At 46.5% G+C, this 13,875-nt stretch carries 16 protein-coding genes; 1 reads left to right on the forward strand and 15 read right to left on the reverse strand.

Features of this window, described 5'->3' with window-relative positions; genetic code table 11:
• Positions 1-8 precede the first annotated feature (8 nt).
• From B4C70_RS04930 to prsW, 11 genes are all read right to left on the reverse strand, one after another.
• Positions 9-587 carry a heptaprenyl diphosphate synthase component 1 gene (locus B4C70_RS04930; protein WP_290777299.1) on the reverse strand — a complete coding sequence of 193 codons (579 nt, stop codon included), beginning with the start codon at positions 585-587 and terminating at the stop codon, positions 9-11.
• 140 nt (positions 588-727) lie between these two features.
• Positions 728-1,000 (reverse strand): HU family DNA-binding protein, encoded by a 273-nt coding sequence (locus tag B4C70_RS04935; protein ID WP_012370671.1) that lies wholly within the window; start codon positions 998-1,000, stop codon positions 728-730.
• 85 nt (positions 1,001-1,085) lie between these two features.
• Positions 1,086-1,820 carry a hypothetical protein gene (locus B4C70_RS04940; protein ID WP_029342012.1) on the reverse strand — a complete coding sequence of 245 codons (735 nt, stop codon included), beginning with the start codon at positions 1,818-1,820 and terminating at the stop codon, positions 1,086-1,088.
• Positions 1,817-1,993 (reverse strand): DUF2768 domain-containing protein, encoded by a 177-nt coding sequence (locus B4C70_RS04945; protein ID WP_290777301.1) that lies wholly within the window; start codon positions 1,991-1,993, stop codon positions 1,817-1,819. The genes B4C70_RS04940 and B4C70_RS04945 overlap by 4 nt, the downstream gene beginning before the upstream one ends.
• 39 nt (positions 1,994-2,032) lie before the next feature.
• Entirely contained in the window at positions 2,033-3,058 is a 1,026-nt protein-coding gene (locus tag B4C70_RS04950; protein ID WP_290777303.1) for an NAD(P)H-dependent glycerol-3-phosphate dehydrogenase, read from the reverse strand.
• A 14-nt stretch (positions 3,059-3,072) separates the two neighbouring features.
• A complete protein-coding gene (der, locus tag B4C70_RS04955) occupies positions 3,073-4,383 on the reverse strand; it encodes a ribosome biogenesis GTPase Der (protein WP_029342014.1) in 1,311 nt (436 codons plus the stop codon).
• Positions 4,384-4,506: 123 nt separating this feature from the next.
• Positions 4,507-5,640 carry a 30S ribosomal protein S1 gene (rpsA, locus tag B4C70_RS04960; protein ID WP_290777305.1) on the reverse strand — a complete coding sequence of 378 codons (1,134 nt, stop codon included), beginning with the start codon at positions 5,638-5,640 and terminating at the stop codon, positions 4,507-4,509.
• Positions 5,641-5,742: 102 nt separating this feature from the next.
• Positions 5,743-6,342, reverse strand: a complete 600-nt coding sequence (locus B4C70_RS04965; protein ID WP_290777307.1) for a lysophospholipid acyltransferase family protein — start codon at positions 6,340-6,342, stop codon at positions 5,743-5,745.
• Positions 6,339-7,013 (reverse strand): (d)CMP kinase, encoded by a 675-nt coding sequence (gene cmk / locus B4C70_RS04970; protein ID WP_050677444.1) that lies wholly within the window; start codon positions 7,011-7,013, stop codon positions 6,339-6,341. Before cmk ends, B4C70_RS04965 begins: the two co-directional genes overlap by 4 nt.
• A 76-nt stretch (positions 7,014-7,089) precedes the next feature.
• The gene (locus tag B4C70_RS04975; RefSeq protein WP_214723564.1) at positions 7,090-7,746 is read right to left on the reverse strand and encodes a flagellar brake protein; all 657 of its coding nucleotides are present in this window, start codon (positions 7,744-7,746) and stop codon (positions 7,090-7,092) included.
• Between the two features lie 19 nt (positions 7,747-7,765).
• On the reverse strand, positions 7,766-8,443 hold the full coding sequence (prsW, locus tag B4C70_RS04980; RefSeq protein WP_023468651.1) for a glutamic-type intramembrane protease PrsW: 678 nt from the start codon (positions 8,441-8,443) through the stop codon (positions 7,766-7,768).
• Positions 8,444-8,611: 168 nt separating this feature from the next.
• On the opposite strand from prsW, the gene B4C70_RS04985 reads away from it, so the two are divergent.
• The gene (locus B4C70_RS04985) at positions 8,612-9,580 is read left to right on the forward strand and encodes an asparaginase (RefSeq protein WP_195864806.1); all 969 of its coding nucleotides are present in this window, start codon (positions 8,612-8,614) and stop codon (positions 9,578-9,580) included.
• A 53-nt stretch (positions 9,581-9,633) separates the two neighbouring features.
• On the opposite strand, the gene B4C70_RS04990 is transcribed toward B4C70_RS04985, so the two are convergent.
• The 4 genes from B4C70_RS04990 to B4C70_RS05005 all read right to left on the reverse strand — a co-directional run bounded on the left by B4C70_RS04990 (position 9,634) and on the right by B4C70_RS05005 (position 13,819).
• Complete coding sequence (locus B4C70_RS04990; RefSeq protein ID WP_290777311.1) at positions 9,634-10,623, reverse strand: YpdA family putative bacillithiol disulfide reductase; 990 nt, start codon at positions 10,621-10,623, stop codon at positions 9,634-9,636.
• Positions 10,624-10,744: 121 nt separating this feature from the next.
• Positions 10,745-12,010, reverse strand: coding sequence for a Glu/Leu/Phe/Val family dehydrogenase (locus B4C70_RS04995; RefSeq protein ID WP_290777313.1), 1,266 nt, complete (start codon positions 12,008-12,010; stop codon positions 10,745-10,747).
• 134 nt (positions 12,011-12,144) lie between these two features.
• A complete protein-coding gene (locus tag B4C70_RS05000) occupies positions 12,145-13,089 on the reverse strand; it encodes a D-alanine--D-alanine ligase (RefSeq protein WP_290777315.1) in 945 nt (314 codons plus the stop codon).
• Between the two features lie 139 nt (positions 13,090-13,228).
• Complete coding sequence (locus B4C70_RS05005) at positions 13,229-13,819, reverse strand: adaptor protein MecA (RefSeq protein ID WP_195864803.1); 591 nt, start codon at positions 13,817-13,819, stop codon at positions 13,229-13,231.
• Positions 13,820-13,875 lie beyond the last annotated feature (56 nt).

Below are 13,875 nucleotides of genomic sequence, written 5' to 3' on the forward strand. Positions count from 1 at the left end.
CCAAGATCTCATGCTACCGCCATCTGCTCGAGATGCGATAACAGTAATTTCTGTGCGACCAAATCCAATTGTTCTGCCTGTTGTTGAATGATCTGCCGCCCCTGTCGTGTCAGCCATTCTCGTTTCGTGATTGCTGCGAGTCCTTGCATTAATCCGAACTCTGCTGTTAACCATAAGAGAACTCGTTCTTCCTTCGATGCATAATTCATTTCGTGAAGGGCACACTTTGCCTCGTTGACCCGTTGAATCGTCCGTCCGAGTGAAACGAGAATCTCTTTTGGTAACCCAGCTAGCTGTTCGAAAAAGTAGCTCGAGAATAAATCCCCTGCTAATACAAGCAACTGTCGCTCCTTCGAACCGCGTAGCGTTTCATTGACACGCTCATGCAGACGTAGCGCTACTTGTGCGAAATGAATCGCTTTGACGAGTGCTTCCGTATCCAGCGTGTCATGTTGAGCGACATCAATCAACCAACTGATCTGTTCACGATCGATGGAAGGGAAATCCACATGTCGAGCCAATCGTGTCGTTTGTTTAGTGGTGAGTGCAGTGATGATTTCATCCACGCGCAGCTCATGTTGTTCCATGCTTTTACCCCCCGATCTCCAGTGCCATCTCGTTGATGGACGTTCTTCTTTTTTAATATACCATAATCGGCGGGCTTTCACGCTTCTGAATGTCCACAAAAAAGCCGCCCGAGAAAATCTCGGGCGACTATGTAGCCGGATTACTTCACAGCATCTTTCAATGCTTTACCTGGTTTGAAGGCAGGTACTTTGCTTGCTGGAATCTCGATATCTTCTTTCGTACGTGGGTTGCGACCTTTACGGGCTGCACGCTCACGGACTTCGAAGTTACCAAATCCAATCAATTGGACTTTCTCTCCAGACTGAAGTGTCTCAGTGATTGATTCGAATGTTGATTCAACAACTTTCGTCACGTCTTTTTTTGTAAGACCTGATTTTTCGACGACTGCTTGAATGAGTTCAGTTTTGTTCATTACTTTCACCCCCTCCCAATCACTTCTTCGAGGGTAATCATACCCCATAAACGTTGCTATTACAACATTTTCGTGTAAATAACGTTCAATTTTCAGATTCTTCGCTCGATTCCTCTGAAAACACAGGTTCGCCTTTTTCGTTTATCGTGTAGCTTTGAGAATAGGCAGGAACAAAAGGTTGATCTTCATAGAGCAAATACCGAATATCCTGACCGACTTTCGGCTTTTTCTTCGCAGTTTGAACAGCTTTCTTCAACTCAGGTAAATAGTTGATGAAGAGGCGTCCTTGACCATCGACATAGATCGACAACTTTTCATCTGAATACGGACTTGGGACAGTCGGTTCTTTTTTGATGAATAGTTTTTTATAGTCAAGCGTAAACTGGTTTTTTCCGAACGATCCTTTAAACGGATACTTTTCGTTCTTCTTCCGATACGCATCAATCCGAACTTGGAGCTTCTGTAACTCCTCTGCAACAAGTAAATCCATCAACTTAACAGTCGGTTTCGTGTCGACATCGACTAACAGATAGATGAATGTTCCGCCACCTTCAAAACTGTTCGATGGTGGATCACTCATATAACGCGGAATGAGCCGCCCTAATTCGATTTGATAACGCTCCATGAGCGGAGTATCTGCTTCCATCGTCTTGATGGGCAAAACACCCGTGTCTTTTTGATACGCATCGACAGCATCCTGTACGGTACGCAACTGTTGCGGATACGGTACGCGGTTCGACGGTTTCTGACTGTCTGGAAACAGACAACCCGATAACAACGTCACCGGAATGAGCATGAGGATCACGAACCACTTCTTCATGCGCTTGGCCCCGCCATGACGATGAATACCATGATGATCGACGCAACGATGAAACATACGAATGCCAAAGTCGATACGAGAACCTGCCATAACCCCTTCAACTTCGTCCGACTGACCGTGACCAGCAAGACACTGATCGCAAAGAGTCCAATGCCAGCGAACGAGATCCACATTTTTATTAATCCTGGACTCAAGGTTTCCACCCCACTCCGTTAATCTTTCGTCGTGAAGAGATGCTCGATCTCATTTTTCTGTGGTCGTTGCATCAACTTTTTGACTTCTTCTTCCGGTGTATGACCGTCAAAGAGAACATGGTAGAGGGCGGAAGTGATTGGGAGTTCACACTGTTTCGTCTCCGCCAAATCATATGCCGCTTGAGTCGCGCGAACACCTTCGACGACCATTCCCATGTTTTCTAGCACCGTCTCTAATTTTTCGCCGCGACCGATGGCATTCCCCGCACGCCAATTTCGACTATGAACCGATGTACAAGTAACGATCAAGTCACCCATTCCTGTCAATCCAGTGAACGTCATCGGGTTAGCTCCAAGCATCGTACCGAGACGTGCGATTTCGACCATTCCACGCGTAATCAATGCTGCTTTGGCATTGTCCCCGTAACCGAGACCATCCGTCATACCTGCGGCAAGCGCAATGATATTTTTGAGCGCCCCACCGAGCTCAGCTCCAATGATATCCGCATTCAGATAGACACGGAAGTTTTCATTCGTAAACAGCTCCTGTACACGACCAGCCTCTTCTAAATCATCCGATGCGATGGTCACTGTCGTTGGTTTACGTAACGCGACCTCTTCGGCATGCGATGGACCCGTCAAGACACAAACCGCCTTGCGTTTCGCAGGATCGACCTCTGCTTCGATTAATTCTGACAACCGAAGATGGGTCTTTGGCTCGATTCCTTTTGACGCATGAATCAGAACGACTGGTTCCGTCAACAATTCATTCAATTGTCGGGAAACCGAACGAATCGCAGAGGATGGTGTGACGATCAAGATGTGTGTTGCGCCTTCAACCGCCACTTTAAGATCCGTCGTCGCCTTCAATGATTGTGGTAACATGACACCCGGCAAAAATTGCGCGTTTTCATGATGTTCATTGATGCGGTCGACAGTTGTTTGTTCACGACCGTAAAGCATGACTTCCCGATCATTATCGGCTAGGACGAGCGAGAGCGCCGTTCCCCAGCTTCCCGCTCCGATGACAGCGATTTTGGTCATACTGACTCACCCCATTATTGTTTTTGACGAGCTAAAATCCGGATTGGTGTACCTGTAAAATCAAATGCTTCCCGAATCCGATTCTCAAGATATCGTTTATAAGAGAAGTGCAGCAATTCTGGATCATTGACGAACAAGACGAACGTTGGCGGACGTGACGCGACTTGAGTCGCATAGTTGATCCGAAGACGAACCCCTTTATCCGTCGGCGCCGGGTTCATCGCGACAGCGTCAACGATGACATCGTTCAAGACGCTTGTCTGAATCCGTTGCGCATGGCTGTGCGCTGCTTGTTGAATGACCGGTAACAACGTCTGCAAACGACGTTTTGTTTTCGCTGAGACGAAGACGATGGGTGCATAGTCAAGGAAACGGAATTCTTCCCGAATCTCTTCTTGCATCTTTTTCATCGTCTTATCATCTTTTTCGACAGCATCCCATTTATTGACGACAATGATGACCGCGCGACCTGCTTCGTGAGCATATCCCGCCACTTTTTTATCTTGCTCGATAATGCCTTCTTCGCCATCAAGCACGACACAGACGACATCTGCCCGTTCGATTGCTTTTTGAGCACGCATGACGCTAAAACGTTCTGTTGATTCATAGACTTTCCCGCGTTTTCGCATCCCGGCCGTATCGATGATGACGTATTCTTGCTCATCTCGCGTAAACGGTGTATCGATCGCATCGCGTGTCGTACCAGCGATGTTTGAGACGATGACACGTTCTTCACCGAGAATCGAGTTCGTCATACTTGATTTCCCGACGTTCGGACGACCAATCAAGGCAAACTTGATCGTGCTTTCGTCATATTCTAATTCTTCTTTATCTGGTGCGAGTTCAAGGACACGGTCGAGTAAGTCACCTAGGCCAAGACCATGTGTACCAGAAATCGGGAACAAGTCTCCGAATCCAAGGGAGTAAAATTCATACATTAAATCACGCATTTCAAAGTTATCGACTTTGTTGACAGCTACGACGACTGGTTTGTTCGAACGGAATAACATGTTCGCGACTTCCTCATCCGCTGCTGTGATTCCTTCGCGTCCGTTCACCATGAAAATGATGACATCCGCTTCATCAATGGCGAGCTCCGCCTGATGACGCATCATTTGAAGTAGGGGCTCATCCCCGACTTCGATTCCACCTGTATCAATCAAATGAAAATGACGATTCAGCCATTCTCCAGTTCCGTAAATACGGTCGCGGGTAACGCCTGGCTTGTCTTCTACGATTGAAACCCGATCTCCAATCACCCGGTTAAAAATCGTCGACTTTCCGATATTTGGGCGACCTACGATCGCCACGACTGGAATTGCCATCCCAACACCTTCTTTCTCTTCTCTCGCTTCATAGCCGTTCTATTGTATCAAATCAAACTGTCATATACCATAACAAACCGCATATAAAAAGCGGACACGCTTGTGTCCGCTTTGTGTCATTGCTTATTCTTTCTTATCAGAATCGTCCTCAGTCAAGTCAGCGACCGAGAATCCTTCTGATTGATTCGTATAATCCGAATAATCGTCAGCGAATGATTCTTCCTCTTCAAGGACACGTGTTGATAGCGAAATCTTATGCTCATCAAGACGTACTTCGAGTACTTTCGCCTCGATTTCCTGACCTTCTTCGAGTACTTCCGAAGGTGAACCGATGTGACGGTTCGCGATTTGCGAAATGTGCAAAAGTCCTTCTACTTGCGGCGCAAGTTCGATGAAAGCACCGAATTGGACGAGACGACGTACACGTCCTTTGACGATATCGCCAGCTTCGATCTTCCCTTCCATCTGTTGCCATGGACCAGGTTGTGTTTCCTTGATCGATAACTTGACCTTTTCCGTATCACGGTCGACACCAAGTACTTTGACTTCGACTTTTTGACCTTCCGTGACGATATCCGAAGGACGTTCGACACGGTGGTGTGCCATCTCCGAAATATGAACGAGACCGTCAACGCCACCGATATCAACGAAAGCACCAAAGTCTGTTAAACGTTGGACTGTACCTTCGAGGATTTGACCTACTTCTAAATTTTCGAGTGTCTCTTTTTTCTTCGCGTTCAATTCGCCTTCAACGACAGCTTTGTGCGAGAGAATGACACGGTTCTTCTCTTGATCGAGTTCAACGACCTTGACTTCGATCGAACGACCGATGTAATCCGAGAAATCCTCGACATAATGCCGTTCGACGAGTGACGCCGGAATGAATCCGCGGACACCGATATCAACGACGAGCCCACCTTTGACGATGTCTTTGACGACAACTTCAAAGATCTCACCTGATTTATACTTCTCTTCTACTTGCTCCCACGCTTTGAGCGCGTCGATTTCTCGTTTCGAGACGACAACCTCTTCATCCGTGATTTTCTTGACCTTCACTTGTAGTTCATCTCCGACGTTCAGCACGCCGCGAATATCATCGAGATGAAGACTCGATACTTCGCTAATCGGTAAGATGGCTTCTGTTTTATATCCGATATCAATGAGTGCTTGCTTGTCTTCAATTTTCACGACCATTCCGGTAACTACCTGGTCCCGATGAATTTCAAAATCAGGCATATCTTTCATTTCTTCGACCATTCCAAAACAACCTCCTCACGATGAGTACAAGAAACGCCTGACACATGTCAATGCGTTTATCCTGCTTCTAACTTCTTACAATTCTGACTATTTGTCAAGGTATTAAGCGTGATTGAAGTAGACGGATTTGATTTCGTCCATGATTCGGTCAGAAATCGATTTCGCTGCGCCCCGCTGATCACGTAAATCCGAAATATCAACTGGTTTCCCGATCGCAACATGCATCCGTTTGAACGGGCGGTATGATCCGATGATTGCAATCGGTAAAATCTGAGCATTCGATCGTAAGGCAAAGAAGCCGACACCTGGTTGTGCTGATGTGAATTCACCTGGCGCAGATCGCGTTCCTTCTGGGAAAATACCGACCGTCTCATCTGAATTCAATAGTTCAATCGTCCGTTTCAAAGCTTGACGATCTCCTTGACCGCGACCGACAGGATATGTTCCTGCCGCAATCATTAATTGTTTTAAGGCAGGAACTTTGAACAGTTCTTCTTTTGCCATGTAACGTACCGCACGTTTTGGCGGAATCGCACTGACGAGGAAGACCGGGTCCCAGTTCGAACTGTGATTGGCACAGACGAGTAAGGAACCGTCTTTTGGAATGTTCTCTTGCCCTGTCACTTTCAATCGGAAGACTGTTTTCGCGATGACCCAGACGACAAACCGCGCAATCCGGTAAATGGTATCTTGACGTTTCATTTTAGGACACCCTCTGCTAGCTCCATCAATCGGACGACGACTTCATCAATCGTCATCTCTGTCGTATCGAGATATAGCGCATCGTCAGCTTGGCGCAATGGCGAGACTTCACGCTCACTGTCGCGCTTATCACGCAGTGCGATCTCTTCTTGAAGAATCGTGATGTCGCTGTCCATCCCACGCGCGATATTTTCGCGGTGTCTTCGAGCTGCACGCTCTTCCACAGTTGCCGTCAAAAAGACTTTTAATTCTGCATCCGGCAATACGACTGTGCCGATATCACGTCCATCCATGACGATCCCACCGCGTTCAGCTAATTTCCGCTGTGCCGTGACGAGCGCAGCCCGAACTTCTTTTTGGCGAGCGACGAACGAGACATTATTCGTGATTTCGATCGAGCGAATCGCATCCGTCACTTCGCGATCACCAATAAAGACACGTTGCCCGTTTTCACCTGGTGTTAAACGAATATCAAGCGATTTCATCAATTCGCCGAGCACTTCACCATTGTTGAGGTCAAGCGATTGTTCTAGTGCTGCCAGTGTAACGGCCCGGTACATCGCTCCTGTATCGATATATACATAGTCAAGGCGCGCTGCCAATTGTTTTGCGATCGTACTTTTTCCAGCACCCGCTGGTCCATCTAAAGCGATTTGAATCTTTTTCATCATCCATCCAATCCTTCCATCTTCCCTATGATTGATAGGGATTCATTCTTCCGAACGTTATCATAGCAAAAAAATGCGGTTAGGTGAATGGATTCATGCCCCTTCTTGAACTTTTCATTTGCATTTGATAACAGTGACGCAATACAAGTTCACGACTTCTGTCGGGAATCATCGTAAATTGAAATGCTAATTCATATCGTTCTTCGCGCCGATCAACTCGGACGAGTTCAGCGATGACATCCAACGTACTCGATATGCCCTCACTTGTAGGCAAAATGAATGTCATTTCCACCTCTTCCTCTTTTTGAACCGGTAATTGATCCGACAAGATCATCATCCCTCCAGCCGATAGATCGAGCGTCACCGTTGTAAACGGCTCGAACTGCGTTTTATGAGGGTGTACAGCAACATCGAGTATTTGCGGTACTCGGACGAACTGACGTCGTTGGATGCGTTCGATTTGATCATCCTTCGGTCGTTTCAAAGCATATCGTTGACCGCGAAGTGGATCATTTTGTCGTTCAACGACGACCGTATCAAATCCAAATAATTTGCCCTTCTCCTTAAAAAAATAAAATGAAACTTCTTCTTGCTCTGACAAGATGAATGTTTTGAGTGTCGCGACCTCGCTCGGTGCTTCAATCCAAATCAATCGATTCGTCACAGCCGTCACCTTTGAGCGACCTTGTCGATCCTCACTATTCGAAAGCATTACCAAATCCCCGATTTCCATCATACTATTTCGCTCCTACTCTCTATTCGATGCCATCTGAATGTTGTTTTTTTCGTTTAAATCGCCGATTTAAACGATTGGCACCTCGTACTTGAAATAATCCAATCGTCCATAGGATGACCATGAAGACGATCGGCAAAAAAGATATACCACCATTTTCCAATATTAACAAATTAAATAAGATATGCGCAAATACCGGAAGCGCAATCGAGAGCGACAACCAGCGATAAGGATGAGGCGAGAATTTCGCCATCCCCATGAAGAATCCCATGATGACCGCAAACAAAGCATGACCAGATACGGGTAAGAGTGCCCGAAACAGCATATGTTCGACTGTTCCATTCACCATCAGATATAAGATATTCTCAAGCGTTGCGAACCCAAGTGAACAGGCTACCGCATAAATGATTCCGTCGTAATAATCATTAAACCGTTGATGGATATAGACCGTATAAAAGACGACAAACCATTTGGCGAATTCTTCCGTAACAGCTGTTCGAATCAACTGCACCTCTTCACGCCCACCAAATTCGGTCTGGACGATATAGTCGATGAACATCAAGGGAAAGACGAGTAAAATACCGAAAATGAAACTTCGAAGGATATAGCCGACTGGCTCCGATTCATGTTCGTGACGTAGATAAAAATAAGTTAGGAGTGCGATGCCTGGGGCAACTCCGGAGAAAACGATTTGAACCACGCTTCCTCTCCCCCTTTCTTCCTCATTTATAAGAATAAAGGTTTCTTGGAAAAAAGAAAACGTCCTCGTTGTTTCAAGAGGGAAAAAGGTTACAATATGGGAGAACGAATCGAATCCGTCATAGAAAGTAGGTGAAGGTCTTCTGTCTGTAGACAAGGACCCTTTAGCATGAAATCATTATTACTCATTCATACGGGTGGAACGATTGCCATGGCTCAGGATCATTCTGGTCATGTCTTACCAAACGATATCAATCCACTCGACGCTTCACTCCCGCGAGCAACAGATATTGCCAACATCACGACGCGTCACTTCGCAAACTTACCTTCTCCGCATATGACACCTGACATCATGTTGCGTCTAGCCCATTTCATCGAGAGCGAGCTCAAGAAGGAACATTACGACGGCGTCGTCATCACTCACGGAACGGACACACTGGAAGAGACAGCTTATTTCTTACATTTGACGCTTGGTGCACCTGTTCCAATCGTTTTGACAGGAGCCATGCGTTCTTCTAATGAGGTCGGATCCGATGGTGAGTTTAATCTGATTACGGCACTTCGTGTCGCTGTCAGTGAAGCTGCGCGCGGAAAAGGTGTCCTCGTCGTCTTCAACGGGGAAATCCATTCGGCATTCAACGTCACAAAAACGCACACGTCATCCGTCGATACATTCAAATCCGTTCATTTCGGAAATCTTGGGATGGTAACGAAGGATCATGTCTACTTATTCAATACACCGCTCTTGAAACAAACACATATGGTGACTTCGCTCTCAAAACGGGTCGCCGTTCTTAAAGTCTATGCCGGTATGGAACCCGACCTATTACTTGCTGTGAAACAACTCGGTTATGATGGACTCGTCCTTGAAGTCCTCGGTCAAGGAAATGTACCACCAAGTATCGTGGATGCCATCGCTGAATTGATTACCGTCATGCCGATCGTCATCGTCAGCCGTTGCTTCAACGGAATCGTTCAAGACGTCTACGGATATACGGGTGGTGGACAACAATTAAAAGAACTCGGCGTCATTTTCTCGAATGGACTGAATTCACAAAAAGCGCGGCTTAAACTGATGGTCGAACTCGAAATCGATGCTTCACAACTAGAACTCGAAGAATCATTCCGCGTTGAATAAATGAAAAAAACCTCTTGATTCGGAAATTCATCTTCCAAATCAAGAGGTTTTGTTTATGCTTGTATCGATGCACCACGTAGCCGTTCAACGAGATGGTTGGCAATGTTTGCACCGTGAAAACGTCCATTTTCAATGAATATTTTATTGGCATCATATCCTGCTGCGACGACACCTGCGATATAGATGCCCGGGACATTCGATTCCATCGTCTCTTCGTCGTGACTTGGAATACCTGTTTTACGATCAATCGTAATGCCTGTATCAGCGAACAATCCGACATCGGGTGTGTAACCTGTCATCGCAAAAACAAAATCAGCACGGACGGTCTGTTTATGTCCATCTATTTGATAAACCACCTCTTGCTCCGTAATTTCTTCGATTGACGCTCCAAAAATCATCTTGACCTTTTCCGAACGAACGAGAGATTCGAAGTTCGGCAACACCCATGGCTTGATGGATGGACTATACTCCGGTCCACGGTAAAGGACGGTCACACGTGCTCCCGCTTTTTCAAGTTCAATCGCTGCATCAACGCTCGAATTTTTCCCACCGATAACGACGACATCTTGATCAAAATACGGATGTCCTTCCGTAAAGTAGTGCGAGACATGAGGTAATTCCTCTCCAGGAACATCCATTCGGTTCGGTAAACCATAATAACCTGTCGCAAGCACGACGGAGCGAGCTTCTCGGCTTCTTTTTTCCCCGGAACGCTCCGAGTGGATGATAAAATGATCCGCTTGACGTTCAATCCGCTCGACCGTCTCAAACGGACGAATCGTCAATTGTTTTCGTTTGACGACTTCTCGATAATAGACGAGCGCGTCGAGACGTCGCGGTTTTAATTCTTTATTGATGAACGGTATACCACCAATTTCTAACTTCTCACTACTTGAAAAGAACGTTTGATGCGTCGGATAACGATAGATCGCTTCGACGATATTTCCCTTTTCGAGTACTTCGACGTCTAGTCCCCGATCTTGCATTTCGATCGCTGCCGATAACCCACATGGGCCTGCACCAATTACGATACAATCTAACATTCGAATATCTCCTCTTCCGGTTGCTTTTTTTATATCTTAGCAAATCTCTACCATAGACGAAAGAAATTGCAATGCAAAACGCCCGCTCCTCGCAAAGAAGAAGCGGACGTTCATTATCATATTAGACCCAACCACGGAAACGAGATGCTTCCGCCATCTTCCGGACACCTACCATATAAGCGGCAAGTCGCATGTCGACATTACGCGTCTGCGCTGTCTGATAGACTTGGTTGAACGAGTTCACGAGTACTTTTTCAAGTTTCTCGTGTACTTCCTCTTCCGTCCAGTAATACCCTTGGTTGTTTTGAACCCATTCGAAGTAAGAGACCGTTACGCCACCACTCGAAGCAAGAACATCCGGAACGATCAGGATGTCACGTTCAGCGAGAATTTTCGTCGCCTCGTTCGTCGTCGGACCGTTAGCCGCTTCAACGACGATCGCTGCTTTGATATCGTGCGCATTGTCTTCTGTGATTTGATTCTCGATTGCTGCCGGAACAAGAATATCACATTCAAGTTCAAGCAATTCTTTATTCGAGATCGTATTTTTGAACAATGTCGTCACGGTACCGAACGAGTCACGACGGTCGAGTAGGTATGGAATATCGAGACCGTTTGGATCATGGAGTGCTCCGTACGCATCACTGATCGCGATGACTTTTGCACCTAAATCATACATGAATTTCGATAAGAAACTTCCGGCGTTGCCGAATCCTTGAACGACGACACGTGCGCCTTCAAGCGAGATGCCTTTCTTCGCTGCCGCTTCCCGAATCATGATTGCGACACCTTTCGCTGTCGCTGTCTCACGACCGTGTGAGCCACCGAGGACGAGCGGTTTCCCTGTAATGAAACCAGGTGAGTTGAATTCATCGATTCGACTGTATTCGTCCATCATCCATGCCATGATTTGCGAGTTCGTGAAGACGTCAGGTGCTGGAATATCCTTCGTCGGTCCAACGATTTGACTGATAGCACGGACATATCCACGGCTGAGACGTTCGATTTCACGGAAGCTCATCTCACGTGGATCACAGATGATTCCGCCTTTACCGCCGCCGTATGGTAAGTCAACGATACCTGCCTTCAGACTCATCCAGACGGATAATGCTTTGACTTCGATTTCCGTCACGTTCGGGTGGAAACGAATCCCACCTTTCGTTGGTCCAACGGCATCGTTATGTTGCGCACGATATCCTGTGAAGATTTTCGTCGAACCATCATCCATCCGTACCGGAATCCGGACTGTCAACATCCGGAGTGGTTCTTTAAGTAATTCGTACATCTCGTCTGGATAACCAAGTTTCCCTAGTGCCTCCTTGACGATTTCTTGTGTCGCTTCCAGTACGTTCTTGCGGTGATTCGCATGTTGTTGGTCAGTGATCATTCCAACGTTCCTCCCCATAAGTGGCATCCCCTATGCCGTTTCCTTGTTCGGATAAAGTATACTCTTTTCTCGAACGTAATGAAAGGGGTTACGCCTATATTTGTAAGCGCTTTCTCACTTCTTTTCCTAGGATATCATTGATTTGGTTGTTTTGTTTGACGATGTCGTTCGATCGCCAGTTCCATGAAATATTCAACCAATTCCGGATATTCGATTCCCACTGCTCGTGCACCGTCCGGGAATAAACTGGTCGAAGTCATACCAGGAAGTGTATTCGTCTCCAAGATGACTGGATTTCCGGATTCCGGTACTAGGAAATCAGATCGCGAGTATCCTGCACAGCCAAGGACTTGGTGCGCTTTAACAGCCCATTCTTGAAGTTTTTCTGTCGTTGTCTCATCCAGCTCAGCAGGACAAATATGCTCCGAACCTCCGATGGCATACTTTGATTCATAGTCATAAAAGGCGTTCTTCGGAATGATTTCGATGACCGGCAGTGCTTTTTCTGCACCTTTATGACCGACGACAGGGACTGTCACTTCACGCCCTTTAATGAACTGTTCGACAAGCACTGCATCGTCCGCTTTAAAGGCTTTAGCGATTCCTTCACGTAACATCGTCTCATCTTGAGCAATCGTCAATCCGTTTGATGAGCCTTCTTGTGCTGGTTTGACGACACAAGGAAATTGACCATTCCACTCTACGATTTTTGCTTCGATATCATCTCCACGCTCTAACAGCACATCACGGGCGATCGTAATGCCTGCTTTATCAAAGTGAACTTTCGAACGTGCCTTATCCATCGCTAGCGCTGACGCTAACACACCTGAACCTGTATATGGAATGTCTGCCAGTTCAAGCAATGCTTGTACGCGTCCATCTTCACCAATTTTCCCGTGAAGAGCGATGACAGCCACATCTACATCCAGCTGGAAGAGTTCATGCGCTTGATCAGGGTGGAAATCAACAGCCGTGACCTCATGCCCTTTACTGTTTAATGCTTCCATGATCGACTTTCCACTGTTTAATGAAACCTCCCGTTCTCCTGAAGTCCCACCGTATAATACTGCCACTTTCATCCTACTTCACTCCTTCTTCTTACGTTCAATGATTATCATACCATCCTTCTGACGATGAAAAAATACAAAATGGTGCCACTTCCAGCAGAAGACAAAAAGGTGCGGCATCCCCCTATGAGGGAATGTCGCACCTGATGTTTTACATATTAAACTGTTCAGCTATCGTTGCGACGGCATGTTCCGCCTGAATCGTTTTCCCATACTCCGCCATGACAAGTGGACTTTTCGGGCTCGGTTCACCGTATTCAGATAAAATCGTCGTCACCGTCTGCTCGAGCGCCTCATTCATTCGTTCTTGGAAATAGAGATAATAGCTTCCCTCGAAGAAGTAGAGGCTACCACCTGTCTCTGTACGAGGCATATGTCGCAATAATCCATGACTCGCTTGAATGACGTCTTCTAGCGATTGTAGAGCATATAAGACGTGATGGACGATATCAACTGTCATACGAATTTCGACTTGATCGAACTCCTCGTTCATCTCTTCTGGCAAATCGCCTTCACGACGTACATCAACGAGCATCCCGTCATTCGGAAAGAATGTAACGAAAAATTCGAGTGTTCCCGCTGCTTGAAAACCAAAATTCGATTCGGCTTCTTCTAATAGATTACGCAATAAAGCTTGTCCCTTCCCGACAGCCAACGTTTCTGGTCGAACGTCGTGAAGCGATAACTCCTGCTTTGTGATGAAGACACGAAGGTGTCCTTGTTTCATTTGTTCAAACCTCATATAGACTCCTCCAGTCAAAACCGGAAACCTGATGTCTCCGTTCGCTATGAATCATA

The sequence above is a fragment of the Exiguobacterium sp. UBA5002 genome (genome assembly GCF_002396765.1).
Lineage (GTDB): Bacteria > Bacillota > Bacilli > Exiguobacteriales > Exiguobacteriaceae > Exiguobacterium_A.